This is a genomic window from Serratia sp. CY74737, assembly GCF_052166775.1.
GTDB lineage: Bacteria > Pseudomonadota > Gammaproteobacteria > Enterobacterales > Enterobacteriaceae > Serratia > Serratia ureilytica.
In genome coordinates, this window is the sequence record NZ_JBJNOF010000011.1 from 63084 (window position 1) to 88406 (window position 25323).

The 25323-nt window shown below is 59.2% G+C and carries 25 protein-coding genes; 7 read left to right on the forward strand and 18 right to left on the reverse strand.

The window, feature by feature from the left end; all coding sequences use genetic code 11:
• Positions 1 to 39: 39 nt before the first annotated feature.
• The 6 genes from ACJ8PE_RS16085 to ACJ8PE_RS16110 all read right to left on the reverse strand — a co-directional run bounded on the left by ACJ8PE_RS16085 (position 40) and on the right by ACJ8PE_RS16110 (position 6100).
• Positions 40 to 813: an ankyrin repeat domain-containing protein gene (locus ACJ8PE_RS16085; RefSeq protein WP_060440307.1), complete on the reverse strand. Its 774-nt coding sequence runs from the start codon at positions 811 to 813 to the stop codon at positions 40 to 42.
• Positions 810 to 2291, reverse strand: coding sequence for a phospholipase (locus ACJ8PE_RS16090; RefSeq protein ID WP_197793185.1), 1482 nt, complete (start codon positions 2289 to 2291; stop codon positions 810 to 812). Before ACJ8PE_RS16090 ends, ACJ8PE_RS16085 begins: the two co-directional genes overlap by 4 nt.
• A 380-nt stretch (positions 2292 to 2671) precedes the next feature.
• Complete coding sequence (locus tag ACJ8PE_RS16095) at positions 2672 to 3022, reverse strand: hypothetical protein (RefSeq protein WP_197793184.1); 351 nt, start codon at positions 3020 to 3022, stop codon at positions 2672 to 2674.
• A gap of 185 nt (positions 3023 to 3207) precedes the next feature.
• Positions 3208 to 3900, reverse strand: coding sequence for a hypothetical protein (locus ACJ8PE_RS16100; RefSeq protein ID WP_197761388.1), 693 nt, complete (start codon positions 3898 to 3900; stop codon positions 3208 to 3210).
• Positions 3901 to 3932: 32 nt separating this feature from the next.
• Positions 3933 to 4934, reverse strand: coding sequence for a 4-hydroxythreonine-4-phosphate dehydrogenase PdxA (gene pdxA / locus ACJ8PE_RS16105; protein WP_197761386.1), 1002 nt, complete (start codon positions 4932 to 4934; stop codon positions 3933 to 3935).
• On the reverse strand, positions 4931 to 6100 hold the full coding sequence (locus ACJ8PE_RS16110) for a four-carbon acid sugar kinase family protein (protein ID WP_197652069.1): 1170 nt from the start codon (positions 6098 to 6100) through the stop codon (positions 4931 to 4933). The genes pdxA and ACJ8PE_RS16110 overlap by 4 nt, the downstream gene beginning before the upstream one ends.
• 58 nt (positions 6101 to 6158) lie before the next feature.
• Here ACJ8PE_RS16110 and ACJ8PE_RS16115 point away from each other — a divergent pair, with 58 nt between their 5' ends.
• Positions 6159 to 7064, forward strand: coding sequence for a LysR family transcriptional regulator (locus ACJ8PE_RS16115; protein WP_060440311.1), 906 nt, complete (start codon positions 6159 to 6161; stop codon positions 7062 to 7064).
• Positions 7065 to 7119: 55 nt separating this feature from the next.
• Here ACJ8PE_RS16115 and eco read toward each other — a convergent pair whose 3' ends face one another.
• Together eco and ACJ8PE_RS16125 are read right to left on the reverse strand one after the other, a co-directional pair.
• Positions 7120 to 7632, reverse strand: a complete 513-nt coding sequence (gene eco / locus ACJ8PE_RS16120; protein ID WP_049202226.1) for a serine protease inhibitor ecotin — start codon at positions 7630 to 7632, stop codon at positions 7120 to 7122.
• A gap of 140 nt (positions 7633 to 7772) precedes the next feature.
• Positions 7773 to 8618, reverse strand: a complete 846-nt coding sequence (locus ACJ8PE_RS16125; RefSeq protein ID WP_060421618.1) for a 5'-methylthioadenosine/S-adenosylhomocysteine nucleosidase — start codon at positions 8616 to 8618, stop codon at positions 7773 to 7775.
• Between the two features lie 147 nt (positions 8619 to 8765).
• Between ACJ8PE_RS16125 and ACJ8PE_RS16130 the strand changes: the two genes are divergently transcribed.
• Positions 8766 to 9500 carry a phosphatase PAP2 family protein gene (locus ACJ8PE_RS16130; RefSeq protein ID WP_197793182.1) on the forward strand — a complete coding sequence of 245 codons (735 nt, stop codon included), beginning with the start codon at positions 8766 to 8768 and terminating at the stop codon, positions 9498 to 9500.
• Positions 9501 to 9505: 5 nt separating this feature from the next.
• A complete protein-coding gene (gene ybjG, locus ACJ8PE_RS16135; RefSeq protein ID WP_033642512.1) occupies positions 9506 to 10111 on the forward strand; it encodes an undecaprenyl-diphosphate phosphatase in 606 nt (201 codons plus the stop codon).
• 39 nt (positions 10112 to 10150) lie between these two features.
• On the opposite strand, the gene ACJ8PE_RS16140 is transcribed toward ybjG, so the two are convergent.
• Positions 10151 to 10984: a hypothetical protein gene (locus ACJ8PE_RS16140; protein WP_033642511.1), complete on the reverse strand. Its 834-nt coding sequence runs from the start codon at positions 10982 to 10984 to the stop codon at positions 10151 to 10153.
• Between the two features lie 217 nt (positions 10985 to 11201).
• On the opposite strand from ACJ8PE_RS16140, the gene deoC reads away from it, so the two are divergent.
• The 4 genes from deoC to ACJ8PE_RS16160 all read left to right on the forward strand — a co-directional run bounded on the left by deoC (position 11202) and on the right by ACJ8PE_RS16160 (position 16540).
• Positions 11202 to 11882 (forward strand): deoxyribose-phosphate aldolase, encoded by a 681-nt coding sequence (deoC, locus tag ACJ8PE_RS16145; protein ID WP_033642510.1) that lies wholly within the window; start codon positions 11202 to 11204, stop codon positions 11880 to 11882.
• Between the two features lie 152 nt (positions 11883 to 12034).
• Positions 12035 to 12799, forward strand: a complete 765-nt coding sequence (gene deoR, locus ACJ8PE_RS16150; protein ID WP_042784074.1) for a DNA-binding transcriptional repressor DeoR — start codon at positions 12035 to 12037, stop codon at positions 12797 to 12799.
• A gap of 981 nt (positions 12800 to 13780) precedes the next feature.
• Entirely contained in the window at positions 13781 to 15079 is a 1299-nt protein-coding gene (locus ACJ8PE_RS16155; RefSeq protein WP_033650641.1) for an HAAAP family serine/threonine permease, read from the forward strand.
• Positions 15080 to 15172: 93 nt separating this feature from the next.
• Positions 15173 to 16540 (forward strand): L-serine ammonia-lyase, encoded by a 1368-nt coding sequence (locus tag ACJ8PE_RS16160; protein WP_033642507.1) that lies wholly within the window; start codon positions 15173 to 15175, stop codon positions 16538 to 16540.
• Positions 16541 to 16594: 54 nt separating this feature from the next.
• Here ACJ8PE_RS16160 and ACJ8PE_RS16165 read toward each other — a convergent pair whose 3' ends face one another.
• The 9 genes from ACJ8PE_RS16165 to ACJ8PE_RS16205 form a co-directional block, all read right to left on the reverse strand.
• On the reverse strand, positions 16595 to 17260 hold the full coding sequence (locus ACJ8PE_RS16165) for a response regulator transcription factor (protein ID WP_033650640.1): 666 nt from the start codon (positions 17258 to 17260) through the stop codon (positions 16595 to 16597).
• Positions 17257 to 18645 (reverse strand): FKBP-type peptidyl-prolyl cis-trans isomerase N-terminal domain-containing protein, encoded by a 1389-nt coding sequence (locus ACJ8PE_RS16170; RefSeq protein WP_197793757.1) that lies wholly within the window; start codon positions 18643 to 18645, stop codon positions 17257 to 17259. Before ACJ8PE_RS16170 ends, ACJ8PE_RS16165 begins: the two co-directional genes overlap by 4 nt.
• Positions 18642 to 19064, reverse strand: a complete 423-nt coding sequence (locus ACJ8PE_RS16175; RefSeq protein WP_046686746.1) for a hypothetical protein — start codon at positions 19062 to 19064, stop codon at positions 18642 to 18644. Before ACJ8PE_RS16175 ends, ACJ8PE_RS16170 begins: the two co-directional genes overlap by 4 nt.
• Before the next feature lie 24 nt (positions 19065 to 19088).
• Positions 19089 to 19643, reverse strand: a complete 555-nt coding sequence (locus tag ACJ8PE_RS16180) for a fimbrial protein (RefSeq protein ID WP_197760188.1) — start codon at positions 19641 to 19643, stop codon at positions 19089 to 19091.
• Between the two features lie 50 nt (positions 19644 to 19693).
• Complete coding sequence (locus tag ACJ8PE_RS16185; protein ID WP_197793759.1) at positions 19694 to 20332, reverse strand: fimbrial protein; 639 nt, start codon at positions 20330 to 20332, stop codon at positions 19694 to 19696.
• Positions 20333 to 20406: 74 nt separating this feature from the next.
• The gene (locus ACJ8PE_RS16190) at positions 20407 to 21171 is read right to left on the reverse strand and encodes a fimbria/pilus periplasmic chaperone (RefSeq protein ID WP_080350172.1); all 765 of its coding nucleotides are present in this window, start codon (positions 21169 to 21171) and stop codon (positions 20407 to 20409) included.
• A gap of 79 nt (positions 21172 to 21250) precedes the next feature.
• Positions 21251 to 23785, reverse strand: a complete 2535-nt coding sequence (locus ACJ8PE_RS16195) for an outer membrane usher protein (protein WP_074446877.1) — start codon at positions 23783 to 23785, stop codon at positions 21251 to 21253.
• Between the two features lie 47 nt (positions 23786 to 23832).
• The gene (locus ACJ8PE_RS16200) at positions 23833 to 24369 is read right to left on the reverse strand and encodes a fimbrial protein (protein ID WP_033642500.1); all 537 of its coding nucleotides are present in this window, start codon (positions 24367 to 24369) and stop codon (positions 23833 to 23835) included.
• A 78-nt stretch (positions 24370 to 24447) separates the two neighbouring features.
• Positions 24448 to 24969: a fimbrial protein gene (locus ACJ8PE_RS16205; protein WP_004938731.1), complete on the reverse strand. Its 522-nt coding sequence runs from the start codon at positions 24967 to 24969 to the stop codon at positions 24448 to 24450.
• Positions 24970 to 25323: the final 354 nt, after the last annotated feature.

Below are 25323 nucleotides of genomic sequence, written 5' to 3' on the forward strand. Positions count from 1 at the left end.
ATCAGTATCCCTCTACACCCTTGGGATACTGAGAACAGCTTATTTACTGACAGGAGCAGGCGGCCATTTCCCGCCACGCTTAATTAGCTCGTCTTTGATGCGCTCAAGAGACGCTTTCGCCTCACTGCCGTCCTGACTCCTATTAATCAGCCGTTGCAGTTGATTACCCATCGTCCAACCCGAGTTGCCTCTTATATCGCTATCGGCACCTTTTTCTAAAAGAAGAATGACGTGGTCATAGGAGTGATAGTCTAAAGCATCGATGAGCAGCGTATCACCCAGTGAATTTCTTATATTTATATCAGCACCATGCTCCAACATGACCTCTAATGTTTCTGTGTTTTTTGCAAAGATGCTATTAAATATAATGGGTTGATTATGAACCTTATCCCTAGCATTTGGAGAAAGTCCGCCCTCTAACATAGCCTGTATCCAGATACCTTTATCCGCTTTCATAACAAATTCAGCTGGGCTACCTGGCGTGTTGGGTTGAGGCTGTAAAGGATCTGCGCCGGCTTTTACCAAATCAGTGATAATTTTCAGCCTTTCAGGTGTGGTTTTATCATAGATGGCATTGTTTATTGCCCAGAACAATAAGGTCATTTCTTCCTTAGCTGGACGATTTAAGATCTCTTTGTTTACTGATGATAACTGTTTATCCAACTGCGGCCTGTCACCATCATAAATGGCTTTGGCAATGTCCAATTGCTGACCGTCAAAATAATCCTGCGGTTGTAAATCCATACCTTTTTCGCACCCCTGCATGATGAGCGTAGACACTACCATCGTGATAATGAGAATAAGTTTTTTCATATTCTTCCCTTGATTGTGGCAATGTCATCGTCTTTTTCATTTTCAATGCATTGTATCGCCTGGTCTATACCGTGCTTATCCAGCAGTGAGCCTGTTCCACCGGAAAGCGTGTGTTTTACTCCCACGGCGTCAGGCGCCAACATGGACAACCGTTCTTTCGCCATCACCGCCGGCGGATAAAATTTGAGGTCTTTGGCATCCTCCCACAAATCAACCTCCTGCAGCTTGGTCAACAGCTCCCCTTTCACGCGATACGCCTGAATATTATCGACACTGCCTATTATAGAGCCGCCGTATTTTTCTACGGTTCCCGCATGCAATCCAGCGGCATTAAACGTCCAAGCTGGCTTGCCGCTGGCCATGGAGGCAGCAGACGCCATGCCACCGCCTAATGAGTGACCTGCAACGTCGATATTGGATACCTTTGAAATTTTATCGCCAATACCAACCGCTTTTTTGTAGTATTCAGAATTAAGCCCTATTCCCTGAGCACCGTTGTTTTTCCAGTCACTGAGATTTTTAATGCCTGATAAGTCACCCCTTATTAAGGCTTTTTGGGTTGCGCGGCTTATTCCCTCCGGGAATTCTGGTGCCCGCGATCCGCGGAATACCACCGTCGGGTTCATCGCCTTGCCAAAGACACTTTCGTCTGGCTGATAAACTCGGGCTAAAAAGTCAGGATTCATTGGTTTGTCATAAAGCATGTTACTGCTCAAACCAAGCCGGCCCAGCGCCCCATCATTGTTACTGATGTCCTTCCAGCCCTCAGGGATGTCTATCGTGTCCTTGAGCGGGTTAGTGGTCTTGTAAACATTCTCAGCCAACTTCGCCTTTTCGACCGCGACGTTGTTCTCCGCCAATCGCTGTGCCGCCATGCGCGCATCCGGGTAAATGCTGCGGTTGCCTCGCCCTATCAGGTACTGGCGTTCTTGCCAGCGTTCTGCCTTGGTCATCGGACGAATGGCCTGTACCGTGGCGGCAACGGTTGCCACTGCGGTAGCGATGGCTTGCTGCAGAGGGGGATTCCGGGTCGTATTCTGCCTCGCCGGCAGCACCGTCGGTTTTGCCCGCCGGCCATAGCGGCTGACCATTTCTTCATAGCGGGCGATCACGCGCCCTGTAGGATAAAAGGCAGGAAGAGAGCTGCCGGGATAGCGCTGTAATCGGCCTTCCGCGTCAACGTAAAACGCGTATTTGGTCGGCGTCCAGGCGCCTATTTCCTCATCAATCGCCAGCAAACCGCCCCGGTTGAGATCATCGAACACGCTGCGCTTCACAGCCGCGTCCTCACGATAACCGGTGACGCCAATACCGGATTGAGTATTGCGGGTTATGGAATACCGGCTGCTTATCGATATGCCGGCTGCGCCGCCGAACAGATAATGCCGTTCCAGCTCATGGCGCGCTTGTGTCGGGGTGAGTATCCGGGAGAAACTTTCCGGCGCCGTGTGTTCAGAAAAGAGAGAGAGCAGCTTCATACGGTACCAGCCCGTACGTCGCTTCCCTGGGGCGGCGTTCCGGCCCCTTTCCTTGTCACCTCGCCGAGATTTAGCGAACGATAACGCATTGGATATCCTTATCTTGCAGGTCACTGCATGTCCGTGAATGTTCGAAAAACTAGCACAATTCAGCAAAGATTGCTTTGTTGTCTTGCTGTTCACACCGTAACACCCGGTGGAGGAAATTCATGCAGTGGCGTTTTTCGGCAGCGGCGTCTGGCAAACGCCATAGGAAAATAAATCTCAGATAAAGGTCTGGCGGAGAATCAGAAGGGATATAGAGAAAAAGAAAAATGGCACACCCGACGTTGCTGGGCTGCTTTTGCTGCGCCGGCCCAGGCCGGCGCAGCAACGCCCGTTTAGAACCGCTGTTTGATAGGTTCATCACTGTTCAGATTGCCGTTGGCCTGCGCTTCCCCGCAGGTGGTGGAGCCAAAGGCCACCACTTTGCCGTCGCTGTTTCTGAAGCCGACGTAGAACGGTGTCACGGTGCCGTTCGGCAAGCGGTGGTTATAGTCGTGGCACACGCCCTGGCCGTTCAGCGTCGGCCGGGTGGCGATCGGCGCGCCGAAATCCCGGCTGACCGAGCGCTTGTCGGCGCCGACGTGAAAGGCCTCGGCGATCTTTTGATCGCGCAGCAGGCTGAAGGTATCGCAGCCGGTTAACAACAGGCTCACCGCCACAACGGCACTCCCTAACCCTTTACTCATTTTTCACTCCCTCTATATATATATTGAACCTGGCGGCAATTACGCTGTTTTGCCGGGTAAACGTCGGCGAGCGCCCAAGGGCGTGCCTGCTCGCTAGAGCATTAAAAAGAGAAGCCATACAAATTAATGATTCAACGAATGAGATAACCGCCCCATCGCCGTGGAAAGAACCGGATGGAGAAGCGTTACAGTTTGCGGATCACATTGCCAATCAGGCATTTCACGGCGTTGACTTGCGCCGTCAGCCCCGGCTTGTCGGCGGGAAACACGCCGTCCAGCGCCGCGGTACCGACGGTGAAGCCAACCGCATTGCCCGTCACCACGGCGGCGATGCGATCTTCGCGGTCGATAGACCCGGCGATATAAACCGGTTTGTCGACCGCATCGCACACCCGCCGAATCAACGTCGGCACGTCGCCGGCAAAGCGGTAGGCCAGCAGATCCAGCCCTGTCACGCCCGGTAAAGCGGCGCGCTGGCGGGCGCTGGCGACAATGTCTTCGATGTCACCTTCCAGCACGCTGGGGTGGCCGCTGATGCGGCCGGCAAACGGATAGTAGCGCAGGCCAGACTGACGAATGATCGGCAGCACGCTTTCCGGCCGCGTTCCCCCCATCAATACATCAACGCCCAACGCCAGCGCCGCACGCGCCGAATTCATCTCGCTGTCCTCATCCAGGCTAACCACTTCCAGATAAGCGGTGGCACCACCGGCGTGGATCGCCTGCGCCAACTGTTTGAGTTGATCCAGCGGCAGGCCGATATCCTTAAAGCCGATATGCTTCACGCCGGCAGCCAGCACCTCTGGTAGCCGCGCTTGCGCATCAGGCACCGTTCTGTCGTTGCGCGTCAGCATGAAAATAAACTCGGGTGTGTGCATGGTGTTTCCTTATTGTCTTCAGGTGATATGAGTTATTGGGCGTGCAACATTTTTTCCGCCTGCCGGAAGGCGTACAGCAGGCTGGCGTGTTCCGCCCGTCCGCTGCCCGCGATATCGAACGCCGTACCGTGGTCGACCGAGGTGCGGATAAACGGCAGGCCGACGGTGACGTTAACGCCGTGATCCACCCCGAGATATTTCACCGGGATCAGGCCCTGGTCGTGATATTGGGCGACCACAATGTCGAACTCCCCGCGCCGGGCGCGCATGAAAACGGTATCGCCGGGCCAGGGGCCGCTGACGTCCACCCCCTGTTCCCGCGCCAGGGCGATGGCGGGCACGATGACGTCAAGATCTTCGCGGCCGAACAGGCCGTTCTCCCCGGCGTGCGGATTCAGGCCAGCCACCGCAATGCGCGGTTTCGCTATGCCCAGCGCCCGACAGGCCGTTTGCGCCAGATAAAACGCGCGCAGTTCGTTTTCCACGGTCGCCGCGTCGATGGCGTCCCGCAGCGAAACGTGAATGGAAACCAGGATCACCCGCAGCTCGTCGTTGGCCAGCATCATGGCGAAGTCCTGGGTGCCCGAGCGCGCCGCCAGGATCTCGGTGTGCCCCGGATAATCGATCCCCGCCAGGCGCATCGCCTCCTTGTTCAACGGCGCGGTGACGATGCCGGCGATACGCCCCGCCAACGCCAGATCGATGGCGGCAACCACCCAGGCATAAGACGCCGCGCCCGCGCGCTTATCGAGCCTGCCGAGGGGCAAGTCCGCCGGCAGCGCAACGCCGGCGGAATAGACGGCGGTTTCTCCCCGCATCCAGGCTTCGTCCCATCCCGCCAGCGAGGCGGGCAGCTCGCGGATGTGCAGCGTCAGCCCCAGACTGGCCGCCGCGCGCGCCAGGGCACCGGCATCGCCAATCACTACATAAGGCGTGCTCAACCGCTCTGTGGCCGCCAGTTTGGCGATGATCTCCGGCCCGATGCCGGCGGGATCGCCCATGGTTATCGCCAGCGGCAAGGTGGAAAGGGTCATCGTTCTTCTCCTTCTCGGTCAGCGCGCAACCGGGTTACGCAGTTCAACAACGTGGCAGCCCGGCCAAAACCGCCCGCCTTGGTGGCGAACGGCAGCCTGCGGCCCGGCAGATTTAACAACCCGAAAGGCACGCCGGGTTCCACCTCACCGAACAGCGTCAATGAGCCGGCCGCCATGGCGTCGACGATGCGCCGCGCGGTATCGCCGCCGGTCGCCACCAGCCCGTCGAAGGCGGGCGTGCAACGGCTGACGACCGCGCCCAGCGCAGCGGCATGATCCGCCGCGGCCGCTCGCGACCGGGGCGACATCAGGCAAACCACATCGGCACGCGCAAACGCCGCTCGCACCTCTTGCGCTACCGCCTCGGGATCGGCCGCTTCCGGCAGCGTGACCAGCACCGCGCCCGCCTGCCGCAGGCTTGCCAGCTGGGCGTCATTCGCCGGATGCAGGCTGCCAATCGCCACCAGCACCTTGCGGGCTCGCAGCGGCGGTTGAGCGGGCGGCGCGTTCTCCTCCGAGGACAACGCACGCGACAGCGCCGCCGCCAGGCCCGGCGATCCCACCCACACCACCGGTTCGGCAATGCCGATCCGCCTCACGACCTCATCCAGCTCGCCGTTGTCTGCGGCGTCGAATACCTGAAAGCGCGTCGGCTCCAGCCCCGCCATGCGCTCCATGACGTAGCCGGTGACGATCGGGTTCTTCGGATCGCGCGCAAAGGCGGTCTGCTCCAGCGCGACGCCGTCGACGTATTGCCGGCCGCCCACCGTGGTGCGGCCGGCATCCGGGAAGGCCGGCGCGACGATGGCGAGACGGCGCCCGCTGCCCGTCAGCGCCCCGCGCGTTTCCGGCCCCAGATTGCCGCGCAGCGTGGAATCCACCGTTTTGTAGATGAGGCGCGCCGGTTTCACGCAGGCGGCGGCATGGCGAAAACGCCGCTCCGCCTGCTCCGGCGAAACGAAGCGGGAATCTAAATCGAAGGCGACGATCTCCGCGTCCTGCAACGCGGCATCGGGCAGGCGCAGCATGACGCAGGCGTTCAGTCCGCGTGCGGCGAACGGGGCCGCGCCGTCGAGCGCGCTGGTAAGATCATCGGCGAGAATGGCAATCATCGCAGTTACCCGTAAGTGGAAAGTGATGCACACTTTGGCGGATTTGGCTGGCAATAAAAAACGATTTGCGTAGTATCGATGATTGACAAAAACTCAATCAAAAGGGGGCGCAGTGCGTCAACGAAGATTGCCTAACCTGGCGGTATTGCGGGCTTTCGAAGCTACGGTGCGGTACGGCAGCGTGTCGAAAGCCGCCAAATCTCTCAACGTCACCGACGGCGCCGTCAGCCGCGCGGTGCGCGAATTCGAGCAGACCCTGGGATTCGCGCTGTTTCAACGCACCAGCCGCATGGTGCATCCGACGCCGCAGGCGCAAGAGCTGGCGAGCGAGATCGGCCGGGGGCTGGACAACCTGCAGTCGGCGATCGACCGCGCCTGTCGGCATCATCAGAATCGCCCGTTGGTGATCTCCTGCGAGCCGACCTTTCTGATCCGCTGGCTGATCCCGCGTCTGGCCGGTTTGCAGCAGGCGGTGGGGAAAGAACGCGATCTGCAGCTGGTCTCCGCCGGCGGCGCCGTCGCCTTCTCGCGTGAAGGCATCGATCTGGCGATTCGCCGCAACGATTTCCCGATCGCCGACGACGTGGTCGCCCGCCCGTTCCTCAAAGAACGGGTCGGCCCGGTATGCCGCCGGGAGCATGCCGCGGCGGGGCGTGAACTGCGCGGTACCCTGCTCCACACCGAGACGCGCCCGTATGCCTGGCGCGACTGGTGTGCCCACAGCGGCATCGAGATCCGGCCAGGCAACGAGCTGCGTTTCGAACATTTCTATCTCAGCCTACAGGCAGCGGTCGCCGGTGCCGGTATCGGCATCGGCCCGTTGGCGCTGGTGGCGGATGATATCGTCAACGGCGCACTGGTGGCGCCATATGGCTTTGCGCCTGACGGGACGGATTACGTGCTGATGACCCAGGCCGACGCCCAGGAGGATGCGATCTTCTCAACGGTGTTGGATTGGCTAATCGCCATGGGGGAAGAAACCGAACGGGCGGTGTTGGTGGGCGAAAAAAAAGCGTAACGGGGGAAAGTCTCCGCCTGCCGCGCAGGGCAAGCGGAGTGGCGTCAGACGGCGATTACTTCTGTTCGGCCTGGCTTACGGTGTCTTCGGCTTTCCAGATGCGGTATTTCACTTCCGCGTCTTTCGGCGCGTATACCACGATCGGCAGGCGGCTGTTGTAGCGCTGCATCGCGGCATCACCCAGGTTGGCGGCGATGAATTGCTTGGTCTTGGTGTTGTCCGGGCAGCCCATCAGCGTGGAGGCCGGATCGGACAGCTTCTCCAGCACCAGGTAGTCATAGCCCCAGCCGGAGAGGGTTTTGGTCTCCAGCGTGCCGCCAATCATGTGGCGGTTGCAGTCCACTTCCAGCGTCTTGCCGATCAGCAGCTCCACCTTGTAGTTCTCTTCGTGCTCTTGCTTCGGCAGGTAGATCACCTGGCGGTTCATGCCCTTCTCGGCTTTCGGGTAAGGCGCGATCTTTTCCAGCGGCTGTTTGCTGATATCCGCATCATCGCCAGAGGTCGCCGCCATGGCGCCGGCGGAAACGGCCATCAGCAGGCCAGAAAATACAACGGATGCCTTGTTCATGTTTTATCCCTACACGTTGTCAAATAATCCGCCTATAAACTAATACACTACAGCCAAGCCCGCCACAGGTTTAATCTTCTTTACAATAGGCGATCAATAGTGACAATCGCCTGATATCGCCGATTAACCGGAGCAATGACTCAGCGTTTCTTCAGGTTGGCAACATAGGCCTTCACCACCTGATAGACATAATCCTGGCATGCCAGCCCGGTTTGCGGATCGTACTTGCCCTGATTGGTGATGTTGTTGGACAACACGCGAATGCCGACGAACGGCACCTTGAACTCGGCGGCGATCTGCGCGGCGGAGGCGGTCTCCATCTCTTCGACCGACGTCAGGTAGCTGTCGTGGAAATAGCGAATGCGATCCAGCTCGCTGTTCCATACGTCGGCCGAGCCGATCACCCCTTCCACGACCTTGCCCTGTCGGTAATCGCCCTTAACGCTTTGCGCAATCGCCAGCAGGTTGGGGTCGGCGGGAAACTGACGCAGGCTGTGCGCCTTTTTGTCCTCGCCGGCGCTGCCTTTGGAAGCCAACAGATCCATCGGCTGCCACTGCCGCGAGTCGCTGCCTTCCCCCAACGCCTTGGCCGGCGTTTTGAACGCCCCGAGATTGACCGAATATTTGCCCAACACGATGTCATATACTTTCAGTGCCGGATCATGGCCGCCGGCGGTGCCCTGGTTGATGATCGCCACCGGGTGAAACTGCGTGGCGGCGATCGCCGTGGCCGCCGCGGCGTTGGACATGCCCTTCAGCGTCTCCGACACCACCACCGGGTAGCCGTCTACGGTGCCGTGCCAAAAGCGCCAGCCGCCGATCTGCTCCTCGCGCGGGTTTTCCAACCGCTGGGCAAAACGTTCCGCCTCCACCGGCATGGCGCCCTGCACCACGATCGGCCCGGCGGCCGCAGGTTGGCCAAAGCTCAGCGGAGAAAAGGCCGCACCGGCAGCCGCCAACAGTAAGACACGCGCTTTATTCTGCATCACCACACTCTCATCCCGAAAAAAAGCAAACGATTACCTTAGCCGAAGGCGGTGGTCTCGGATAGGGTTTTCTTGCCGGCGGACTAAGGTTTTCTTAAGACAGAATTATTACAGTGACGTCATTCAATCCTGTCACCGAGCCTGCGCGTGAATCCAGAATCGTCATTAAATCAATCCTCAACGACACCGCAAATTAAGACAACCGCCCTTTACTCCCTGTCGACATCCTTTTACCGTTGGCAGGTTTTTGGCCTGCTGATCAGCGGTCTGGCGTTTCTGTGGCTCTCCCGCAACGAACAGCTGGATTGGGCGATCAGCAACTATTGGTACGATGCCGCCAGCGGGCATTTCCCGTGGCAAAACAATTATTGGCTGGATCTGATCAATCACCGCCTGTTGAAGCAGATAGTGATCGTAGGGGCGGTGCTGACGCTGTTTTGGGGCATCTATCGCCGCAGCGCGCGCCTGATCGTGACCATGCTGCTGATTGGCATCGGCCCGCTGGTGGTGGGCATTCTCAAAGCCACCAGCGCGCACTCCTGCCCGTGGGATCTGATTGAGTACGGCGGCAAGGCGATGTCCTTCCCGCTATTCGGCGCGGTACCGGCGCTGCCGGGCCCCGGCCGCTGTTTCCCCGGCGGGCACGCCTCGAGCGGTTTCGCGGTGATGGCGTTGTTTTTCCTGTTTTATCCGCAGCGTCCACGCCTCGCCTGGTGGTGTTGGTGCGGCGGCATCGCGCTAGGCATGCTGATGGGCTTTGGTCAGATCATGCGCGGCGCACATTTTCTTACCCATAACCTGTGGGCGGGTTGGTGGGTTTGGTTAAGCCAGTTGGCTATTTATTGGACGGTTAGCGGCTATTGGCGCCGCAAGACGAGGTAACGGTTATGGAACAGTTGAACCATTTTCTTTTCGCCTGGATCAATGCGACTCCGGCGTCTCCCGAATGGATGATCGATTTCGCCACCTTTTTGGCGCGCGATCTGATCATCATCGTGCCGCTGCTGATCGTCGGTCTTTGGCTGTGGGGGCCGCAAAGCCAGCTGGTTTCGCAACGCCAGGTGGTAGCAAAAACCACTATCGCGCTGCTGTTCGCCATGCTTGCCGCTTCCGCTATCGGCGCGCTGCTGCCGCATGAGCGCCCGTTCGTCGCCGGCGTCGGTTATACCTTCCTGCCACACGCGCCGGACAGCTCGTTCCCGAGCGATCACGGCACCGCCATCTTTACCTTCGCGCTGGCGTTCCTGTTCTGGCACCGCGTTTGGTCCGGCGTGCTGCTGATGATCGTCGCCGTCGGCATCGCCTGGTCACGCGTTTACCTCGGCGTGCACTGGCCGCTGGATATGGTCGGCGGTTTCCTGCTCGGTCTGGTGGGCTGCCTGTTCGCCCAACTGGTGTGGAATCTGTTCGGCGATGTCATCGCCGACAGGCTGTCGCGCCTGTATCGTTTCCTGTTCGCCTTCGCCATTCGCCGCGGTTGGGTGAAAGAGTAACCGCACAACATGACAGGGGCGTTACCGCCCCTGCTTATTTCACACCACGCCGGTAGTCACGCAGAACGCCCGCGTTTTTCCCGCTCCCAGCATCACTCCCTCACCCTCTGGCGCATTCGGGCGGCAGTTTGCCGGCTGGATAAAGGAAAGCAACTGCCGGTTGCCCTGAACGGCGATGCGCCGGAGACCATAGTTGAATTGCCCGGTGGCGAAACGCGTTACATAGCGCCGGCCTTGCGGCGCCAGCATAAAGAATTCGGCTCGGTCCACGTAGCGAGACAGATCCTCGGAACACAGCAGTTCCTGCCCGAGCGCCTCCCCCAACAGCGCCGGCGTCGGCAAGTTTTGGCGGAATACCGCGTCGGGAATGCAATCGTAGTTGAGGCGGCACACATAGCGCAGCGGCTGCGGCCGATCGGCCAGATTGGTGACTTTCATCTCAATGGCGAACTGCGCGCTCTGCGCCGCCAAACGCAGCGCCGGGCCGATGCGCCATCCCTCGCCCAACCGCTCGCCTTCGCCCTGCAACGTCAGCTCGTCGCCCGCCAGCTGCAGCCACACGCGTTGCATCTGGAGCGATGCGCCGTCGTGACTCGGCCAGGCGGGGCAGAACGCGGCGACATCATCGCGCTTTCTTCCAGCGCCCCGCCCGCTGCGGCGGCCCGATTTCAATGAGTAACCGTCAAATTCAGCATCCCAAATCGCCAGGCCCTGATACGGCAAGACCGTCAGTGCCCCGCGCCGATTCGCCAGCGTCAGCATTGGCCCGCGCTCTGCGCAGCGATGGGCGCTCACCGCGAAATCCGCATTGCGGAACAGCGCCTGCCGATGCGCCCCGAACGCGGCAGGAACCAGATCAATGTTGATTTTCATCGTTTTCCCTCGACATTTCGCCCGCGCAGGCCGCGAGCGGCCGCTGAAAATGTTATTTAAATAACAAATAAACCTCCCCTAAGTTATACATATAACAGTGAGATAACTATGATCTCGTCGACATTTTTCAAATCCCGCTAGGTTTACCCGCATTGTAATGTTATTATTTTCACATCCTCTATCAACGCTCTTTTCTCAACTTCATTAAGGAACCGCGATGACCTCCGAAAACATCGATTACGCCCGCTATGTCGACCACACCCTGCTGGCCATGGACGCCACCGAAATGCAGATCGCCAAACTGTGCGAAGAAGCCCAGCAGCACAACTTCTATGCGGTGTGCGTCAACTCCGGCTACGTGCCGTTGGCAGCCCAGCTGCTGCAGGAAAGCACCGTGAAAGTCTGCTCGGTGATCGGTTTCCCGCTGGGCGCCGGCCTGACCGTCGCCAAAGCCTTTGAAGCCAAAGCGGCGATCGCCGCCGGCGCGCAAGAGATCGATATGGTGATCAACGTCGGCTGGCTGAAAAGCGGCCTGCTGGACGAAGTGAAAGCCGACATCGCCGCCGTGCGCGAGGTTTGCGCGGCGATCCCGTTGAAGGTAATATTGGAAACCTGCCTGCTCAGCGATGCGCAGATCGTCCAGGTTTGTGAAATGTGTCGCGAACTCGATGTCGCCTTCGTTAAAACCTCCACCGGCTTCAGCACCGGCGGCGCTCGGGAAGAGCACGTCAAACTGATGCGCGAGACGGTGGGCAGCGAAATGGGCGTGAAAGCTTCCGGCGCCGTGCGCGATCGCGCCACCGCCGAGAAGATGATCAAAGCCGGCGCCACGCGTATCGGCACCAGCTCCGGCGTTGCCATCGTATCCGGCGCGCAGGCGGCAGCTGGCAGCTACTGATCGTCGGCGCGCCCTAACGGGCGCAGCCAATACACTCCGATGCGGGACAATACGGGCGGCCGATGCGGCCCGATATTGCCCCGCATCGTTGTGTTTAGCGCCGGAAACGGCGGCACGCTTTTTACCTCTACTACCTGTGGGAAGACGGATCTATGGAAACGCGGCGCGAAGAACGTATCAACCGGTTAGTTCAGGCGTTAAAACGCGCTGACAAGATCCACCTGAAAGAAGCCGCCGCGCTGCTGGGGGTCTCGGAGATGACCATTCGCCGCGATCTGAGCGCCGAGCCGGCGGCGGTGGTGCTGCTCGGCGGCTATGTGGTGACCGATCCGCGCAGCAACGGCGTGACCAACTACTTCGTTTCCGATCAAAAAGCCAAACAGGTCACGGAGAAACGGCGCATCGGCCTGCTGGCGGCGCCGTTGATCAATGAAAACGACACGGTATTTTTCGACTGCGGGACCACCACCCCGACGATCATCGACGCCATTGCCGACGAACTGACCTTCACCGCCGTGTGCCATTCGCTGAACACCTTCCTGGCACTGCAAGACAAACCGAATTGCAAGGTGATCCTGTGCGGCGGCGAGTTCAAACCGAACAACTACATCTTTTCCAGCGTCGGCGGCCGTAATGAGCTCGATCACATCTGCCCGAACATCGCCTTTATCTCCGCCGCCGGCCTCAGCCTGAGGCACGGCGCCACCTGCTTCAACTTCGACGAGCTGGAGATGAAGCATCGCGCGATGGCGATGGCGCAGCAAAAGATCCTGGTGGCGGATCACAGCAAGTTCGGCAAAATCAAGCCGGCCTGTATCGGCCCGCTGACGCAGTTCGATCGGGTGATCACCGATCGCCAGCCGGACGCCGACTTCATGGCGTTCTTCAACGATAACGCCATCGCTACCCGCTATTGATCCCCCTTCAGCGCCGTCGGAAACGACGGCGCGCCGCTGAAATCTCTCTTTTCCCACGGCCCGCGATGAACAAATAATGCGCAATCGATACGCATTTTTCGCTTATCCTCACGCAACATCAGGTTAATAAAATGCAACAGGTCACCCGAGTGATTATTATCTCTCCGGTAAAACCCGCTTTCGGCTGGATGAATTAACGACTATTTATGGCTTTTATATGATAAATCGCGCCAAAGACCGGGATGTTTAAATAAACGGCCGGTTAGGCTATTGCAGCAAATCTCGCCAATACCTGTTAGCTATCTGTTATTTATATGATGAATGGTTACGCATTTTTATCCGCTAACCACGTAAGTAATTTCCCTTCGTTACTAGCGGTGTTTTTCAATTAAAATTATTTAAAAACAAACTAATACCGCTCATTTGACTTAAAAATACAATGTGATCTACGTCACTAAAACTGCTTAATCCGGGTTTTTAGCTAGATCCAAAACCACGCATAAAATATATTGCTCGGCTTGCTGCTGAGCACAGCGCTTTATCCGGCTAATTATTGTACAAGCCGCATAATCGCAGAAATTTTTATGAGAGCGTTCTCAGCACAAAATCTTACACAAACGTGCAACAAATGCGCGAAAAATCGATGAAAAAGCAGATAACTGCACATATTACGCATTTGAGAGCAGGATCACGGTTGTTTCTACTGTAAATCGTTATCTTGCCGCCAACAAAAATCGACAGGCAAAGACCTGTCGGCAGCGGTAACGACTTTTATCACCCCGTGGCGGTGAAAAGTCTTTGGTGAATTACCCGGCACTGCGCCTGTGGTAATGAACACAATAAACAACCAGGGGGACGCCAACACATCCCCGCAAGCAACACCTGATTCTTACCGCAAGCGTTGCCTGAATAGGACGTTTGACGGTTTAACCTTAAGTTTTGCCTTTTAATTTTAAATTCGTGTTCACTTCGGAGATATTTATGGACACTACACAGACCGGCACAATTGCCTCTGCGGCTTCGGGTTCCAGCACTACCTGGCGTAAAACGGATACCATGTGGATGTTGGGCCTGTACGGCACCGCCATCGGCGCAGGCGTCCTGTTCTTGCCAATCAACGCCGGCATCGGCGGTTTGATTCCTTTGATCATCATGGCCATCATCGCTTTCCCGATGACCTTCTTTGCCCACCGCGGCCTGTGCCGTTTCGTTCTGTCCGGTAAAAATCCCGGTGAAGACATCACCGCCGTGGTAGAAGAGCACTTCGGCATCACCGCCGGTAAACTGATTACTCTGCTGTACTTCTTCGCCATCTACCCGATTCTGTTGGTTTACAGCGTGGCGATCACCAACACCGTCGACAGCTTCATTACCCACCAGTTGGGCATGACGTCGCCACCGCGCGCCATCCTGTCGCTGATCCTGATCGTCGGCCTGATGACCATCGTGCGCTTCGGTGAGCAGGCCATCGTGAAAACCATGAGCATCCTGGTCTTCCCGTTCGTGGCGGTGCTGATGCTGCTGGCGGTATACCTGATCCCTAACTGGACCGGCGCCATCTTCGAAAACGTGTCGCTGTCCGGCAGCGGTACCGGCATGGGTCACGGCCTGATCATGACCCTGTGGCTGGCAATTCCAGTGATGGTGTTCTCCTTCAACCACTCGCCGATCATCTCCGCCTTCGCCGTCGCCAAACGCGAAGAGTACGGCGCAGACGCCGAGAAGAAATGCTCCCGCATTCTGGCTTATGCACACATCATGATGGTGCTGACCGTGATGTTCTTCGTGTTCAGCTGCGTGCTGAGCCTGACGCCGGAAAACCTGGCGGAAGCCAAGGCGCAGAACATCTCGATTCTGTCTTACCTGGCCAACCACTTTAACAACCCGATGATCGAGTACATCGCGCCGGTTATCGCCTTCGTCGCCATCACCAAATCGTTCCTGGGCCACTACCTGGGCGCCCGTGAAGGCTTCAACGGCCTGGTCGCCAAGTCGATGAAGAGCCGCGGCAAAACCGTCAGCACCGCCAAGTTGAACCGCATGACCGCTATCTTCATGCTGGTGACCACCTGGATCGTCGCCACCCTGAACCCAAGCATCCTGGGCATGATCGAAACCCTGGGTGGCCCAATCATCGCCATGCTGCTGTTCCTGATGCCGATGTACGCCATCCGTAAAGTGCCTGCCATGCGCAAGTACAGCGGCCACATCAGCAACGTGTTCGTGGTTGTGATGGGTCTGATCGCCATCTCTGCCATCGTGTTCAGCCTGCTCGGCTAATCACGCCCGGCCGGCGCCGCTTGCGCGCCGGCCCTCCCGCACTCCCCCATTTCCCGTATTCACCGCCTGAAACCTGAAGAAGGAGGCGAGACCATGGTCAGCGTTTTCGATATTTTCAAAATCGGTATCGGCCCATCCAGCTCCCACACCGTTGGCCCGATGAAGGCCGGCAAACAGTTCGTCGACGAGCTGATCGCGCACCAGCAGTTGCAGGACACCACCCGCGTGGTGGTCGACGTCTACGGTTCGCTGTCATTGACCGGTAAAGGTCACCACACCGACATCGCCATCATCATGGGCCTGGCCGGCAACCTGCCGCACGATGTGGACATCGACAGCATTCCGGGCTTTATTCGCGACGTTGAGCAACGCGGCCGCCTGCCGCTGGCCAACGGCCACCACGAGGTGGATTTCCCGCTGCACGGCGGCATGAACTTCCACAGCGACAACCTGCCGCTGCATGAAAACGGCATGCGCATCCGCGCCTTCGCCGGTGAACGCCTGCTGCATAGCAAAACTTATTACTCGATCGGCGGCGGTTTTATCGTCGACGAAGAGCACTTCGGCCAGTCCGCCGAGGGCGCCACGCCGGTGCCCTATCCGTTCAAATCAGCGCACGATCTGCAGCAGCATTGCAAGGAAACCGGGCTGTCCTTGTCCGGCCTGGTGATGCAAAACGAGCTGGCGCTGCGCAGCAAGGCGGATATCGACGCGCATTTCGCCGATGTCTGGCAGGTGATGAGCGCCGGTATCGAGCGCGGCATCAACACCGAAGGGCTGCTGCCCGGCCCGATGAAAGTGCCGCGCCGCGCCGCCGCGCTGCGCCGCATTCTGGTGACCGGAGACAAGAACAATATCGATCCGATGAACGTGGTCGATTGGATCAACATGTTCGCGTTGGCGGTCAACGAAGAGAACGCGGCCGGCGGCCGCGTGGTCACCGCGCCGACCAACGGCGCGTGTGGCATCATCCCTGCGGTGCTGGCCTACTACGACAAGTTCATCCGCCCGGTGAACGCCAACTCTTACACCCGCTATTTCCTGGCGTCCGGCGTGATTGGCGCGCTGTACAAGATGAACGCCTCGATCTCCGGCGCCGAAGTCGGTTGTCAGGGGGAAGTAGGCGTGGCCTGTTCAATGGCGGCGGCCGGGTTGACCGAGCTGCTCGGCGGCAGCCCGGCGCAGGTGTGCATCGCGGCGGAGATCGCCATGGAGCACCATTTGGGGCTGACCTGCGATCCGCTCGCCGGCCAGGTTCAGGTGCCGTGCATCGAACGCAACGCCATTTCCGCCGTTAAGGCGGTCAACGCCGCACGCATGGCGATGCGCCGGACCAGCGAACCGCGGGTTTGTCTGGATAAGGTGATCGAAACCATGTACGAGACCGGCAAAGACATGAACGCCAAATACCGCGAAACCTCACAGGGCGGGCTGGCGATCAAGGTCGTGGCCTGCAACTGATCGCCACGGCGAGGCACTTAAGGCGCCGGCCGGTGTGACTTGGCCGGCGCCGTTTCAATAGCGATCCTTTCCTGCCGCAACGCCGGGCTGAATGCCCGCGCGAAGCCCCACAGCCCCGGGACGAGCGCTGTGCCGCAGCCAGCCGTAAAGTTCGGCATTACGCCGGAATCCCATTTTGCGCATGACGCTCATCTTGTGATTGCTGACCGTCTTCACGCTAATATCCAGCATCCGGGCGATTTGCGTGACTCCCATCTCCCGCGTCATGCAGCGCATGATCTCTTGTTCGCGCAACGTCAAGCCCCGGTGTTGGCATGCGCAGTTCCTGCCACAGCTCAGTCGGCCCGGCCATTTGCTGCGCCGCTCCAGCTCGGCGCTCACCTGATACAGCGCCGAAACCAACGGCATATCGTGGTAGATGACGCCGGCCTCCAGCGAGCAGCGGTTACCGACGGTGCGTTTATGCCGTCCCTCCGGCGTTCGCAACGAGAAATACAGCGTTTTACGCCCCACGGGCTGCGCCTCAGAGAGGTGACAAAAACAGCTTTGCACGCCGGGAGGAAAATAGCAGAACACCAGATCGGCTTCATGAGCCTGCCGCGCATCCACTAACAGCGTGCGCTTGCCGTAAGTGCTGAAGTGCAGCGCCAGAGCCTCTTGCCAACCGGCGCTGAAGTATCGATTCTCATCAAATAACGCGATTTTTATCATCGTGTTCATCCCTGCCCTCCCGCCGTGTCGGCTTCCCGTTTAACCGCCTGGACGCCCTTTGCCGGCGCCTGGCTGTTGTCGATGCGCAATTCATAAACCATGGTGGCGTTGGGCGGCACCTTCGGCGGGTAGCCGGTTTCACCGTAGGCCAGCGCCGGCGGCACGACCATCGTCAACGAGCCGTGGTTGTGCAGATGACTTATCGCCTCCCGGAACAGCGGCGGGTATTCGGACAGCGGTTGCGACAGCACCTTGCCGCTCAGATCCATATCCTGGATCACCGTGCCGTCGGTCAGCTTCTCTTTCACCACAACATCGACCACCGCCGTTGGCGCCAGCGCCCCCTCCCCGGCATAATCCACCCGATACCAGAAGCCCATCGCCGACTGCTTTACGCCCTTTTGTTGACTGAACTGCGTCAGGTAATCGTCATCGCGCCGCCGCTGCTGGTTAACGCGTTTCTCACGCGCGGCCACGGCGGCGGCATCCGCCTGCGCCGTCAACGTATTCAGTTCCTGCGGCGACAGCTGCAAACGTCCCGACACGCTGTCGATAACCCCCGCCAACAGGCTGTCGCGATCCACCGGCACGCCCCAGCTTTGACGCTCCGTCATCAACCCCTGAATATCCCGCCCCAGCGCACTGCCCGCCGCATAGGACAAACGCTTGCGTTCATCCTTCAACTGCTCCGGCGTCATCTCCCATTGCAGCCGCTTACGCAACGCCAGCAGGTCTTCGCGCGCCTGCTGAGTCGCCTTCTGCTCACCGGCCCGCTTCTGCTCGCTTTCTTCTAACGCGGCGCGCAGAGCGTGCAACGCCTCCTGGTGCTCGCGTTGGCGTTGTGCAAGCGTTTGTGCCGATGCCTGCGCGGCAGACTCAAGTTCGGTGACGCGCCGTTCGGCCTGCGCCGCCGTCGCTCTGCTTTTGGCGGTTTCCTGCGTCGCCTGACGCAACAGCGCCTCGGCGCGCTGCGCGTCGGGCGAACCACGCCAGGCGGCGCCCAGCCCGGCGATCCACTGTTGAAGCGTTGACGAGTCCGGCAACGCCGCGACCGGTGGCGCCGCTTTCTCCGTCCGCAGCGCAGCAAGTTCCTGGCGCAACATCGTCAGTTCCATTCGCTGGCGCGCCAGCTGTTGGTCACGCGCCAATAATTCCTGGCTCAGCGTAAACGTTTTGGCCGGTGAGGCGGATTGGCTGTTGTCCGACAGGCGCTTCGCCGGCTCACGCTTTTTTTTCCCTGACTCACGGTCGCCCGGCGCCGTTTTTTCGGTCGCCGGACCGATATTCTGCCGTTGATACTGCTCGGCAAACTGCAGCAGCGCCGGCACGCCGTCGTCCGCTTGCGCGACGCCGGTGAACAGCAGAACCGCACAGCCCAGCAGACGCAGCCTCATTTAACCTGCTCCCCGCGATCCGCCAGCCCGGTCAACACCGCCTGATTCACCCCGGCGCACAGATAGTTGACCTTGTAGCGATACAGCGCATCCACCGTCTCCTGCGTGTCACCGTTTACCCGGGCGCGCAGGTTGGCGTACTGGGAAGCGCCGCTCATCAGGCTGTCGAACGCCTGTTTGTAGCGCTGATACTGTTTCTCGTTGATCGTGCGCAACGCGCCCAGTTGCTCCTGACACTGCCGCAGTTGCTCGGCCTCACGCTGCTTGCGCAACACCTCTTCTGACGGAGGTTGCGCAGCCTGATTTTGGGTGTTCACGGCAGGCTTGCCCGGCTTTTGGCTTTGGCAAGCGGCGGCGCTCAACGCCAACAGGCACAGCATCCCCATGCGCAGGGCGTGATTGACGTGCTTTCTCATCATTGCGTTTCTTGTCCTTGTAGACGCTTATTCGTATTCCAACGTAAAGGTGGCCACCGCGCTGAAGGTGCCGCGGCCGATGGACTTCGTCTGGATGGCTTCCGGCTCTCCCTGCACATAGGCTTGCAGCGTGAGTGTGGTGTTGCCGGCGGTCAGACGGAATTTATCGCTGGCGCGATTGAGCGGCAGCGCCTTGCCGCTGCTGTCCTCCAGCCCGATGCCGATCCCCGACGCCAGGCTGCCGCCATCCAACGCCAACAGGCCGGGCAGTTTGGCGTTCTCAGTACCGGTAAACGTAATGGCCACCGTATTGCCCAGGCTGAGATCGCACTCGGTCAGGTGCAACGCGAAGGTTTGGCTGTGGGTCCGGGTGTTCAGGTACAGGTATTTGTCGACGATGGTGCCGAAATCCAGTTGGATGTCCTCATCCCCCGGTTGTATGACACACGGCTCGGCCACCAGCGTACCGTGAAAGCGCATGTTTTCCGCCGCAGCCGCCGGCTGCGCCATCATGCCGGCCAGCATCACCATGCCGGCTCCCAGCAGCGCGCTTCGGCGCCGGTTCGTCTCTGTCGCGCGCATGACGCCACTCCCTTTGGTTATGCTTGCGCCTGCCAGGCGCAAGCGGCGTATTAGTCGTAATAAAGACGGAAATCGATCGCCGCGCGGTAAGCGCCGGCGCTCAGCGTCGCCGGAGTGCGCACCGGCGTCACCGTATACGTCAGGGTGTTTTGTCCCGGCGTCAGCAATACCGATTTGTTGCGCGCGCCGAGGCGGACCGGCAGACCGCGGGCATCCGCCAACTGCAACCCCAAACCGGTGACGCCGGCGACCCTGACCAGACCCGGCGCGTCGTCATCCGTCGGCGCGGAAAACGCGACGGACACCGCAGGCTGGCTGCCGTTCCAGGCCAGAACCCCGGTCCAGGCGTCGCGGTTGCTCGCCGGCGCCCGCAGGCAGTCTTTCAGCGTCAGCTCGAAGGCGACCGGCGTGCCGCGATCGCCCGGGCGCTGGAAGTGCGCCGTTCCCGTCTCGCCCAGCCATACCTCCTGGCGGGCGGTGGTCATTTCCAGGCTGCAGGCGCTTTCCGTTAACGCGCCGTAGACGTGGAGCGTGCCGTTCGCCCCCTCAACGTCCCAGTTATCCACCGCGCGGGCCGGCGGCATCAGCATCAACATCGTGCCCGCCGTCAGCGGCACCATCAGCGCGGCCAACACCGTCAGGCCAATAGTGCGTCGCTGATGACGTTCATAGGCCTTTCCCAACAGCATGGGGTTCTTTCGTTGCATGATTCGTTCACTCCGCTGTGTTCATGACTTGGTCTTCCCTGCTTGCGCGCGGCGCGTCATTTGGCGACCGGCACGACCTGGCAGGCATTGCCGGCGCAGCGGAAGTTCAACTGCGGCCGACCGCCGTAATCGTTGATGTACGCCAGCGACGGGCCGCTGCCGAGGCTCGCGGCGGAGACGTTCAGCGGGGCGCTGGCCTTCGGCGCCACCATCAACGGTTCAAAGCCGGCGGCCCCTTTCCCGCCCTTGCCGGCGCTCGCCTCAACGATCGTCACGTAATACGGGGTCGGGTTGTTCACCACGTACTTGTCGCCCTGCCGGGTCAGCGTCAGCTGCTCCTGCCACGGTGCGGCGTTCTTTTTCGGGGCGAGCGCCGCCGGGCGATAAAACATTTTGATGCGCGTCTGCAACGCTATCTGCAGCGTGTTCGGCTTATTGCTGCGCGGCGGGATCTCGCGCAGGTTGAAGTAATACAGCGTCTCCCTGTCCTGCGGCAGCTGACGAGCCGCCGGCAGCGACTGGATCTTCACCTGGCTCGGTTTGCCCGGCTCCACCCGCTGCACCGGCGGCAGCACGGTGAAAGGGCTTTGGATCTTGTTGCCGCGATCGTCTTCAATCCACCCCTGGGCCAGATAGGGCAATTGCTTATTCTGATTGCTGATGTTGAGGCTGACCGTTTTCTGGTCGCCGTCGAAAATCACGCGCGTGCGATCCAGCGCGATAGCCGCATGGGCGGGCAGGCCGATCGCGCCGATCGTCAACGCGGCGGCGAGCGAGCTCAAAAGGGAAACGGTCTTTCTGGTCATAGTCAGATTCATCATGTCTTCACGGTTCCAGTCAGCCGAAGGCGGGCGATTCCGCCCCGGCGGTTTAGCGGCGAAGCACGCTCCGCCGGGGGTATCAGTTGGCGTTCTCCGCCGGCTTGTTACCGGTGAGAGGACGGCAAGGCAGCAGCAACGTGTTCATCAGCATTTCAGCCGGCAACGGCGCCGGCAGCTGGATTTCACACTGCGCCGCGCCGTTCCAGTGCACGCTCATGCGCTCGCCGGGGTTGAGGCCGGACAGGTAAACGCTGCCGCCGTCATTGATGATGCCGGTCTCCTGTTTGCGGGCATTCAGCACCGTGGCGCCAAATGGCGGCTCACTGCCGTCCGCCAGCTTGACGATCGCCATCGCCTTCTCGCCGGCAATCACCTCGAACTTGCGGTAGCCGATGGCGCCCTCGGTCAACGTGGCCTGCACCACGGAACGCGTCGCCTCGACGTTGTCGCCCAGGCTGTTGAGATCGATGCTGGCCTTGTTGCGGTAGTAGCTGTTCACATCCGCCACCACCGCCTTGCCGTAACGGTTGGTCAGCACCGTACTGCCGTAGCCACGCACCGGCACGCCGGCGACGCCTTCGGTATCGAGCAGCAAGCGCGTGCCGCCCGGCGTATTGACGCGATGCAGCACCGCCCCTTCCGCCGCCATCGTCAGGCCGCCCTGCGCGCCGATGCCGACGGCGCTGTAGCGGCCGGCCTGGTAGCTGGCGTTGGCGTTGATCTGCGCCATATCGCCCTGATGGCTGTAATACCCGCTGGCGGTCGCCCCACTGCGCGCGGCGCCCGCGCTGATCTGATAGTTGTTGTGTTCATCGACCCGGTTGTAGTAACCGACCCGATGAGCGTTCTCTTCACGATCGAGCGTCATGTTGTAACTGAGCGTCCCGGCGCTGCCCCAGGGCAGCGACAGCGACAGGTACATCCCGTCGTCGTTGCGCTCGTTGTAACGGTTGCGATAGGCCGACAGCGATACGCTGACGTTCTTGAAATCGCCGATATCGAAGTAGCGCGATACCATCAGGTTGTAACGATCGTTCGGCGCCCGATCCCAATAGGTTTGGTGGCTGTAGTTGAGATAGGTGCTGAGCCCCAGATCGCGGAACTGTTTGTTGAAGGTGATGGTGTACATCTCCTTGCTCTTGCCGCTGCGTCCCCCTTCGTAACGCGCATCGAGGTAGTCCCCCATGCTCATGAAGTCCTCCTGGGAGAAGCGGTAACCGGCGAAGGTGACCTGGCTGTCGTATTCATCGAAGTTCTTCGAATAGCTCAACCGATACGAACCGCCGGTAAGCGTGCCCTCCTGCGGCAAACGCGCGCGCGACTGCGTGGCGTCGAACGACAGCGCCCCCAGCGCCATCAGATCGCGCCCGATCCCCAGCGACAGCGCGTTGTAATCGCCGCCGGCGATGCCACCGCCGTACAGCGACCAGCCGTTGCTGATGCCCCAGGAGAACTCGCCGGTGCCGAACATCGGCCCGCGCAGGTGATGCCCCCACTCCGACGGTTTGCCCGTCGCCAGCTTGTAACGCACCGTGCCCGGGCGCGTCAGGTAAGGAATGTTGGCGGTGTTCATCTTGAACTCCTGCACACTGCCATCCTGCTCTTCGACGCGCACGTCCAGCTCGCCGGAAACGGCGTCGTTGATGTCCTGAATGCGGAACGGCCCCGCCGCCACTTGCGTTTCATACAGCACGCGCCCTTGCTGGCTGACCACCACCTTGGCGTTGGTTTTCGCCACGCCGGTCACTTCCGGCGCATAGCCGCGCAGGTTGGGCGGCAACATGCTGTCGTCGGATCGCAGACTGACGCCAGTAAAGCGCAGGCTGTCGAAAATGTCGGAGTTCAGGTAATCCTCCCCCATCGTCAGCCGCGAACGCAGCGCCGGGATCGCCCGATAGGCGTAATAGCGGCTCCAGTCGAACTGTTTGTCAGTCGGCTGAGAAGATCCGGTCTGGTGGTTGAGGTTGGCCTGCCAGTCTGCGCGCAGGCGCCAGGCGCCCAGGTTGGCGCCGCCGGTGCCGTTGCCGCTCAGGCTGTAGCTGCTGCCGCCTTTCTGGTGCTTTTGCGTTTGGGCGTTGACGTTATAGTCAAACAGCAGCCCGGGAATACCGTCATCCCAGCGCGAAGGCGGATCCCAGTTTTCCGAGCTGTACTCCAGATAGGCCTGTGGGATGTTGAGATACAGCGCGGAACTGGCGAGATCGCCGCGCGCTTCCATCCCCGCCAGACTGGAGGCGTCAAGGCAGCGGCCGCCGTGTGTCCAGTTCAGCGTGCTTAACAGCTTTTCTTTCAGCCCCAGTTGGTTGACCAATGCCGGTGAAAGACAGGCTTCGCTGCCTTTAGGATCGTTCTCAGGCGCCAAAAACGTCACCGGCTGTTCCGGCAGGTCGTTCTTATTGACGTGCACCACCATGGTATAAACGCCCGGCATGATGTAGCCGCTGCGCGTAAATTGGCTCAGATCGATATTTTTACGATCGTTGATGTCTAATACGTCAGTATTGAATTGAATAACGTCGGCGGCATAGACCAACGCGATCGGATTTCCCAGAGAAAGGGCAACACAAAGCCCCAAAGCTTGAAGACGAAATAACTTCCCTGCCGGTGAAAGCATAATAAAAGTCCTTTCAATAACGAATTAACCGTCAGTACGAGAAAAAATCAAAAATAATCCAGCTTAAAACGCACTGTGGAAAAATACGCTCCCGCCTTCAACGGCTGATGATTCGGCATCAACGTCATGGAATAATTCAGCACTCTATTTCCCGGTATTATTCCTTCCATCGGTAAGGGTTTCCCTGGAATAACCGGCGTGCCGTTGCTGTCTTTTATCTTCAATGCGACGCCGCGCGCCTCGCCCTGTACGCCAAACAGAGCGCCTTCCGCATAACCATCAAACGTGACCTGAAAGAATTTCCAATCAGGTTTGTTTTCCGGCCGTTCCAAAATGCAGTTGACCAATTCAATACTGAAAGGTTTGGTCATCCCCTGGCCGTCACGAATGATCTGCCCAAGAGGAAGAGTGTCCATATCGATCGTCTGATCGCGGCTGCCGGCGGCAATAGCGCAGGCGGTGTCGATAATGGCGCCGTGCATGCTGACCTTGCCCCACCCCTGCGCGGCGGAAGTTGCATAGCCGGGCGCAAACGCCAACGACGCCAAAAGAACGGCACCCGCTCGATTCCTTGGTAAAAACATCGCGACATTCCTTTGACAGGGAGATTCACCAGGCATGCGGCGAACCCCATGCCTGGTTGATTAAGCCTTCGGACTCACTTACTGATAAGCCAGGGTGAAATCGGCTACGGCGGTGAAGTCGCCCGGAACGATGGCGGCGGAAGCGCCTTCGCCCTGCAGGTAGGCGGCAAAGTTCAGGCTGTTGTTACCAGTATTCAGCGTCTGTGCCGCGGTCGCCTGACCCAGTTTGATCGGCTGGCCGCCATAAGTGATTGCTACGCCGGCGCCGCTGGCGGTGCCCGCGATACCCAACAGATCCTTGTTGGTTGACGAAGCGATGCCGCTGAAGGTGGTTTTAACGGTTTTCAGCGTAGTGGTATCACACTGCTCCAGCTTGATTTCAAACGGACGCGGGTTGGATTTGCCGCCGTTTTTCAACGCCACGTTGGACACCTGGCCCAGATCTACGGTCTGATCGATCGACTCAGGCGCAATAGAGCATGGCGCATCAATAATAGAGCCCGTGAAGGTGACCTTACCGTGTCCCTGATCGGCTGCCTGTGCAAAAGAACTTGCGCCAAATGCAATCACTGCAGCCATCATGATTTTGTTAAGTTTCATAGAACCTATATTCCTTATAAGAAAAAATGCATATTCCAATCAAGAAAAAGAGCAACAGGAAGCCTGCTCGCGCTTATATGTGCGCAGCCCTGATTCTTTAGCATCTTGCTAGTTGGTTAACTGCCAAAACCCAAAGGCACCGACAATAAAAAGTCGATAACGGCAAGTCTGTAGCGGCCCACCCATTAATGAGCTCGTCCTATAAAAATAAACGAAATCACAACGAGCAGGGGCCAATACTTTCTAATCCGCCCTTCTTGTCTGGCGATGAATATTCTGGCAAATGCCTCTCAGCAAAAAAAGGCTTTTTTTGATCAAGGCGAACATTCGCAATTTATTTCCTAATTAAAGTTA

Bases quoted from the DNA above. Each gene is read 5' to 3' on its own strand.
- eco (WP_049202226.1), bottom strand. From the start codon at position 7,632: ATGAACAAGGCATCCGTTGTATTTTCTGGCCTGCTGATGGCCGTTTCC.
- pdxA (WP_197761386.1), bottom strand. From the start codon at position 4,934: ATGACCCTTTCCACCTTGCCGCTGGCGATAACCATGGGCGATCCCGCC.
- ACJ8PE_RS16100 (WP_197761388.1), bottom strand. From the start codon at position 3,900: ATGCACACACCCGAGTTTATTTTCATGCTGACGCGCAACGACAGAACG.
- ACJ8PE_RS16155 (WP_033650641.1), top strand. From the start codon at position 13,781: ATGGACACTACACAGACCGGCACAATTGCCTCTGCGGCTTCGGGTTCC.
- ACJ8PE_RS16170 (WP_197793757.1), bottom strand. From the start codon at position 18,645: ATGAGGCTGCGTCTGCTGGGCTGTGCGGTTCTGCTGTTCACCGGCGTC.
- ACJ8PE_RS16165 (WP_033650640.1), bottom strand. From the start codon at position 17,260: ATGAACACGATGATAAAAATCGCGTTATTTGATGAGAATCGATACTTC.
- ACJ8PE_RS16190 (WP_080350172.1), bottom strand. From the start codon at position 21,171: ATGATGAATCTGACTATGACCAGAAAGACCGTTTCCCTTTTGAGCTCG.
- ACJ8PE_RS16180 (WP_197760188.1), bottom strand. From the start codon at position 19,643: ATGCGCGCGACAGAGACGAACCGGCGCCGAAGCGCGCTGCTGGGAGCC.
- ACJ8PE_RS16140 (WP_033642511.1), bottom strand. From the start codon at position 10,984: ATGAAAATCAACATTGATCTGGTTCCTGCCGCGTTCGGGGCGCATCGG.
- ACJ8PE_RS16175 (WP_046686746.1), bottom strand. From the start codon at position 19,064: ATGATGAGAAAGCACGTCAATCACGCCCTGCGCATGGGGATGCTGTGC.
- deoC (WP_033642510.1), top strand. From the start codon at position 11,202: ATGACCTCCGAAAACATCGATTACGCCCGCTATGTCGACCACACCCTG.
- ACJ8PE_RS16095 (WP_197793184.1), bottom strand. From the start codon at position 3,022: ATGAGTAAAGGGTTAGGGAGTGCCGTTGTGGCGGTGAGCCTGTTGTTA.
- ACJ8PE_RS16090 (WP_197793185.1), bottom strand. From the start codon at position 2,291: ATGAAGCTGCTCTCTCTCTTTTCTGAACACACGGCGCCGGAAAGTTTC.
- ACJ8PE_RS16200 (WP_033642500.1), bottom strand. From the start codon at position 24,369: ATGTTTTTACCAAGGAATCGAGCGGGTGCCGTTCTTTTGGCGTCGTTG.
- ACJ8PE_RS16195 (WP_074446877.1), bottom strand. From the start codon at position 23,785: ATGCTTTCACCGGCAGGGAAGTTATTTCGTCTTCAAGCTTTGGGGCTT.
- deoR (WP_042784074.1), top strand. From the start codon at position 12,035: ATGGAAACGCGGCGCGAAGAACGTATCAACCGGTTAGTTCAGGCGTTA.
- ACJ8PE_RS16125 (WP_060421618.1), bottom strand. From the start codon at position 8,618: ATGCAGAATAAAGCGCGTGTCTTACTGTTGGCGGCTGCCGGTGCGGCC.
- ACJ8PE_RS16185 (WP_197793759.1), bottom strand. From the start codon at position 20,332: ATGCTGTTGGGAAAGGCCTATGAACGTCATCAGCGACGCACTATTGGC.
- ACJ8PE_RS16160 (WP_033642507.1), top strand. From the start codon at position 15,173: ATGGTCAGCGTTTTCGATATTTTCAAAATCGGTATCGGCCCATCCAGC.
- ACJ8PE_RS16085 (WP_060440307.1), bottom strand. From the start codon at position 813: ATGAAAAAACTTATTCTCATTATCACGATGGTAGTGTCTACGCTCATC.
- ybjG (WP_033642512.1), top strand. From the start codon at position 9,506: ATGGAACAGTTGAACCATTTTCTTTTCGCCTGGATCAATGCGACTCCG.
- ACJ8PE_RS16205 (WP_004938731.1), bottom strand. From the start codon at position 24,969: ATGAAACTTAACAAAATCATGATGGCTGCAGTGATTGCATTTGGCGCA.